The organism is Streptomyces solincola, from assembly GCF_002982015.1.
GTDB lineage: Bacteria > Actinomycetota > Actinomycetes > Streptomycetales > Streptomycetaceae > Streptomyces > Streptomyces solincola.
The window spans coordinates 1-5,161 of sequence record NZ_PVLV01000316.1 but is presented as its reverse complement, the minus strand read 5'-3'; the positions used below and the strand labels follow the sequence as shown (position 1 = coordinate 5,161).

General features: G+C 66.7%; 7 protein-coding genes. 5 read left to right on the top strand and 2 right to left on the bottom strand.

From position 1 onward, the window contains the following. Positions 1–251: 251 nt before the first annotated feature. Genes C6N75_RS32130 through C6N75_RS20195 form a run of 4 tightly spaced genes read left to right on the top strand, consistent with a single transcriptional unit; the run spans position 252 to position 3,049 of the window. Positions 252–464, top strand: a complete 213-nt coding sequence (locus C6N75_RS32130; RefSeq protein WP_322888063.1) for a hypothetical protein — start codon at positions 252–254, stop codon at positions 462–464. A gap of 51 nt (positions 465–515) precedes the next feature. After that, positions 516–701: a hypothetical protein gene (locus C6N75_RS32125; protein WP_322888062.1), complete on the top strand. Its 186-nt coding sequence runs from the start codon at positions 516–518 to the stop codon at positions 699–701. A 7-nt stretch (positions 702–708) separates the two neighbouring features. Then, the gene (locus tag C6N75_RS20200) at positions 709–2,517 is read left to right on the top strand and encodes an alpha/beta hydrolase (protein WP_105870324.1); all 1,809 of its coding nucleotides are present in this window, start codon (positions 709–711) and stop codon (positions 2,515–2,517) included. A gap of 4 nt (positions 2,518–2,521) precedes the next feature. Continuing rightward, positions 2,522–3,049, top strand: a complete 528-nt coding sequence (locus tag C6N75_RS20195; protein ID WP_105870323.1) for a hypothetical protein — start codon at positions 2,522–2,524, stop codon at positions 3,047–3,049. Positions 3,050–3,241: 192 nt separating this feature from the next. Here the strand turns inward: C6N75_RS20195 and C6N75_RS20190 are convergent, their stop codons facing one another. After that, complete coding sequence (locus C6N75_RS20190; RefSeq protein ID WP_105870322.1) at positions 3,242–4,012, bottom strand: transposase; 771 nt, start codon at positions 4,010–4,012, stop codon at positions 3,242–3,244. Between the two features lie 94 nt (positions 4,013–4,106). Between C6N75_RS20190 and C6N75_RS20185 the strand changes: the two genes are divergently transcribed. Next, on the top strand, positions 4,107–4,658 hold the full coding sequence (locus C6N75_RS20185; RefSeq protein ID WP_105870321.1) for a hypothetical protein: 552 nt from the start codon (positions 4,107–4,109) through the stop codon (positions 4,656–4,658). 130 nt (positions 4,659–4,788) lie between these two features. On the opposite strand, the gene C6N75_RS30810 is transcribed toward C6N75_RS20185, so the two are convergent. Then, positions 4,789–5,161: DUF6193 family natural product biosynthesis protein (locus tag C6N75_RS30810; RefSeq protein ID WP_258177510.1), on the bottom strand; the 373-nt coding region annotated here is incomplete at its 5' end.

Below are 5,161 nucleotides of genomic sequence, written 5' to 3'. Positions count from 1 at the left end.
CCCCCCTCGCCACCTGGGCCGACCGCATCTCGGGACGGTGACCGGCCGGGGGCGGCTGGGGGGCCAGCAAGCTGCCAGGTGCGGCCGACGGTCTCCCTCCAAGCCCTGCGAGCTCCTCCCCACCCCGACCCGATGTTCTCAGCCGAATTCGCCAGCCGTCCCAAATCAGTGCGCCCGCACAGCACTTAGCATGACGTTTGGTCCCGGGCGGACCGGGGTGCAGCGGAAGCGGGAAAAGGGGGACACGGAGAGTGCCGTGGGAGGAATGGGAGCAGCTCAAGCACGAGGCTGCGCAGCGCCACTCGTCTTCGATGCAGTTGAACCAGGTCGCACCCGAGCCCGGTGGTGGCGGATTCTCGGAAGACCTGAAGACTGACAAGGGGGCATGGGTCAGTGCCGGAGAGGGCGTCACCGGCCTGAAGGAGGGGATCACCGCTGCTCTCGCCAAGCTGATTTCCGGTTAGACCGGGCTGGGCGATACGGGCGATGTGCAGAGTGCGGCGGCGCAGAGGGAGTTGTACGACTCATGGAAGAAGTACGTCGGCGACGTGAGCGGCCGGTGTGACGCGCTGGGCGGACTCCTGTGCCAGGCGGGGCACGACCTGGCGAAGACCGATGAGTCGGTGAAGCAGGAACTGGACGCACTGGCAGTGCGGTACGCGGACACCGAGGCCGTCGGCGGCCAGGCCAAGGTGAAGTGATCGCGCCATGGACATGAAGACGTTGAAGGCTTTCGAACAGTCTGAGTACGAAGAGGCTGCCGACGGCTACCGGGCCGTCGGTGACATGGCAGGTGCGGCCAAGGACACCGTCGACGGTCGGATCTCCACAGGCGTTCGCGCCCGACTGCGGGGTGAGGCTGCGGACGCCGCCCTGGCAGAACTGAAGAAGCTGTCGAGCAACTTTCACTACACGCAAACCGAATGTGGTCTGGTGAGCACGGCATTGAACGGGTTCGCCTTCGACCTCGGGGCAGCCAAACGGAGGCTTGACGCGGCGCTCACCGACGCCCAGGCAGCCGGATGCACGGTGCATCCGGACGGATCAGTCATGTTCCCGCCGGGCACGAAGCCCGGAGCGGAGAAGGCCGCTGAGGGCGGAACCGTGACGGGAAGCGCCGGGGGCACCGCCACATCGGATGCCATCGAGCGCCAGGCCATCAACATTCACCCCAATCCGCACTACGGCAAAGCCGTCGAGTTCGCCAACCGCATCGCCGACGCGCTCAGGGAGGCCACAGACGCGGACGCGAAATGGGCACCGAAGCTTCGGGCCCTGAAGGCCGATGACGACCTCAGTGTCTCGGCCAGGGACTGGGCCGACGCGCAGTCGGACATGGGCGGGGTCAGCGAGGCAGGCGTGCGCTATCTCGACTCGCTCCCGCAGCCGCCGACGGGCGGCAGTCCGCAGGACAATGCCGCGTGGTGGAAGGGCCTCACCCCTGAACAGCAGGAGGCATGGCTTTCACTCCGGCCGGCCTCGACGGGCGCGCTCGACGGTCTGCCGTCCACCGTTCGCGACGACGCGAACCGCGTGGTCCTCGCGGAGAAACACGGCCAATACCAGATGGAACCGGCTTCCGTTCCGAAGCCGCCTGCCAACGAGTGGACGTGGATCGCGGCAGGCAGGACCCCGGTGAAGGTGCACACCGACGAGTGGATGGATTGGCACAACACGTACGGGGACCGGTACGAACGGCTCAACAAGTCGATCAACGGTATGAACGCCATCCAGGCGCGCTTCGACCGCACCGGGGAACGAGGCCTCCCCGAGGCGTATCTGCTCGGTTTCAGCCCCGAGGGCAATGGCCGGGCAATCGTCGCCAACGGAAATCCGGACACGGCCGACCACCAGGCGGTTTACGTACCGGGCACGACGTCGAACCTGGGCAGCGTCGGTGGCGACATCCATCGGATGGAGAACCTCTGGCGCGTGGCCGACGGTGCCGGCAATGGTTCCGTCTCCACCATCACGTGGCTCGGATACGACGCCCCGCAGGACATCGTGAAGGACTCACCGTTCAGTCACTACGCCGATGACGCCGCACCGGCCTACAACCGCTTCCTCGACGGCCTGGACGCTTCCCGCACTGTCGACCCGGAGCCGCATCGCACGGCGATCGGCCACTCCTACGGCACGACCCTCATCGGTTCCGCGGCCCGGCAGGGGGAACTCAACGTGGACGACGTGGTCCTCGCCGGCAGCCCCGGCGTGCAGGTTGCCAAGGCTGAGCAGTTGGACGTCCCCGCGGGACACGTCTGGAACCAGGAGGCGGACGGGGACTTCGTCCCCGACATCGGCCGGTACGGCCACGGCGGCACCGACTGGGACGGCCCGTGGACGATCCCCAGTGACGAACGCTTCGGAGCCAATCAGATGACCACGGACACCGGCGGCCACAGCGACTACTGGAAGGAGAACACCAGGAGCCTGGAGAACCAAGGCCTGGTAGTCGCGGGCAAGCAGGACAAGGTGGACCTGAAGCCGCCACCGAACCCGACACCAGGAGTCCGTTAGTCAGATGAATGCCAAGCCGGGCGCACTCGCGCTCCTCGTTTCCCTCGCTCTCACGATCATCACGGGATGCAGCATGACTGACGACAAGGGCTCCCTCCTTTCTGCGGGTACCAGTACCTCCGAGAATGCCGCCGACCAGGCGGAGAAGGTCTCCAGCGAGCTCCATGACCTGATGGGGCTCAAGGGGAAGACGACCGACACAGGGCCCGGCGTGGCGGAGTGCTCGGGCAAGGATGCGGATAAGTACTTCACGATCTTCCATCCGTGGACTTTCACGCCGGCCTCACCTGACGCACTTACGGGCGTGATGGAGCGGCTCAAGGAAGAGATGCCCGGCCATGGCTGGCGGATCGTCTCGTACGGGCCGGACAACAACAAGAGCAGGAGTCTCACGTTGATCGCCGACAACGACGCCAAGAAGTACAGCGTCAAAATCGCCCACTGGGCCAACGAGACTCCCCCGAAGCTGAACCTGTTCGTCACCAGCGGCTGCTACCAGGTACCGGACGGTCAAACGGTCGAGCGGTTCTGAAAGCAGCGCCTCATCGCCGGACTCTCCTCCCGGAACGCATGCTGTGGGGACGCGGAGGAGTCCGGCCCTGCCTGCTCCCGGTGACGGGCGAGGACTCCGGAGCATGGGCCAAGGTGTCCTTTTCCTAAGGGCTGTCCCGCAAAGATCTTGAAGTCGCCGCAGGCATGGTGGGCCGCCGTGCGGCCCGCTTGCCTATCCGGCGAGAGCAAGGTTGTGCAACCGGGCGATGCCGAGCATGGCGTGGTGGACGCCGTCGCCTTTGAGGCGGCAGTCGCGGAGGATCTTCCAGGTCTTCATACGGGCGAAGACGTGCTCGATGCGGGCTCGGACCTGCTTGTGGGATTTGTTGTGCTCCTCTTTCCAGGCGGGGAGTTCGCTCTGCCCGCGCTGTCGGCGGTGCGGGATGACGAGTCTGGTGCCCGGGTAGCCGCCGTCGGCGATCGTGACGGTGTTGCCCACGGCGGCTTTGGCCCCGGACTCCTCCCACGCCTTGCAGTCGTTGCGGTTCCCGGCGAGCGGCTTGCTGACCACAACGACCAGCCGGGTGTCGGCGTCGATGACGACCTGGTGGTTGGTGGAGTACCGGTAGTTCTTCGACCGCTCGGCGACGGTGTGGTCCCGGGTGGGGATTAGGGTGCCGTCCACGATGAGGACGGTGTCCTTGGCGAATCGCTTGCGGGGCTGTGGAGCGAGCAGGGGTCCGAGGTGGTTGATGACTCGGCCGGCGGTGGACTTCGAAACACCGAACAGCGGAGCGAGCTGCCGCAACGTCAGATTGGTGCGCCAGTAGGCCGTGACCAGCAACACCCTGTCTTCCAGCGGCAGACTCCACTGCCGGCCTCGGTGGACCACATCTGCTCCATCACGCCGCAGCGTGGTCAGTAGTTTCCCGAAGCGGCGCGGGCTCAGACCCGCGAATGGGGTTATCCAGGACGGCTCCGATGCCGTGATCACATTCGCCACATCGTGATCATCACTCAGGCTGGCTCAATGCCGAGACGCTCCCGCAGCTACGCTGATCAGAGCAGTCCACAGTGCGTAAGACCCGGGGGAATCCGTGAATCGACCGCTGCTGTTCCTCGACGTGGACGGGCCACTCAACCCCTATGCAGCCAAGCCGGAGAGGCGCCCCGACGGCTACACCACACTCAGAGTTCCCCAGAACGACGCCCAACGGGGCGACACGGGCCTATCGTCCCGACGACGCCCTCTGCGAGTCTGGCTCAATCCAGAGCACGGACACATCCTGCTCCAGCTCGGCTTCGAACTGTGCTGGGCCACCACATGGATGGACGACGCCAACCGGTGGATCGCGCCGATCCTCGGCCTCCCGGAACTGCCCTTCGTCGACTTCGGCGACGTCCTACTCCAAGAACGCCCTGATGGAGTTCACTGGAAGACAGGGCCGGTGGTGGCCTACGCAGGCGGCCGTCCTTTCGCCTGGGTGGACGACGAGCAGAGCGAGCTGGATCAGACCTACGTGACCACGCACCACCAAGGGCCCGGGCTCCTCCACCACGTCAACCCGCGGATCGGCCTACGGGAGAACGACTTCCACACGCTCGCCGACTTCGCGCGGTCCCTGGACACCTCACGGACCACCGGCTGAGCACCTCGCCGCCCCTTCAGACTGCTCCGCACTCGGAGCCAAGATCTTTACGGGACAGCCCTTAGGAAAGTCCCGCCCCGGCGGCCTGCGGCACCAGCCTGCTCCAGCCGTGGCCGGCCCCGCTGTCCCCTCACCCAGAGGACCCGGCCGCAACCGGCCCGACCCCCCGGGGCACCCGCCGCACCGCAAGCGCCACCGCCTCCCGCGCCGACCCGGCCCGCGCCCACTCACTCCCCCACACCGGCCCCTCACTGACCATGTAGAGCCCGGCACTCTGCGTCAGCAGCCAGGGCCCGACCACATCCAGCCCCGGCCTGGTCGTACGGGAGAACCGAAGCGCCCACTGGCTGGTGAACGGGTACAACCCGCGCAGCACCGGCTCCTCGTACGCCGCCTCCACCAGCGCCCGGTACTCGGGCGAGCCCACCTCCCCCGCCTCCGCCCGCAGCTGGCGGCACTCCGACTCCGCCAGCCGTGCGGGATCGTGGTCCGGCACCTCGAAC

Coding starts and splice junctions, on each gene's coding strand:
- C6N75_RS20200 (WP_105870324.1), top strand. CDS start 709: ATGGACATGAAGACGTTGAAGGCTTTCGAACAGTCTGAGTACGAAGAG.
- C6N75_RS20195 (WP_105870323.1), top strand. CDS start 2,522: ATGAATGCCAAGCCGGGCGCACTCGCGCTCCTCGTTTCCCTCGCTCTC.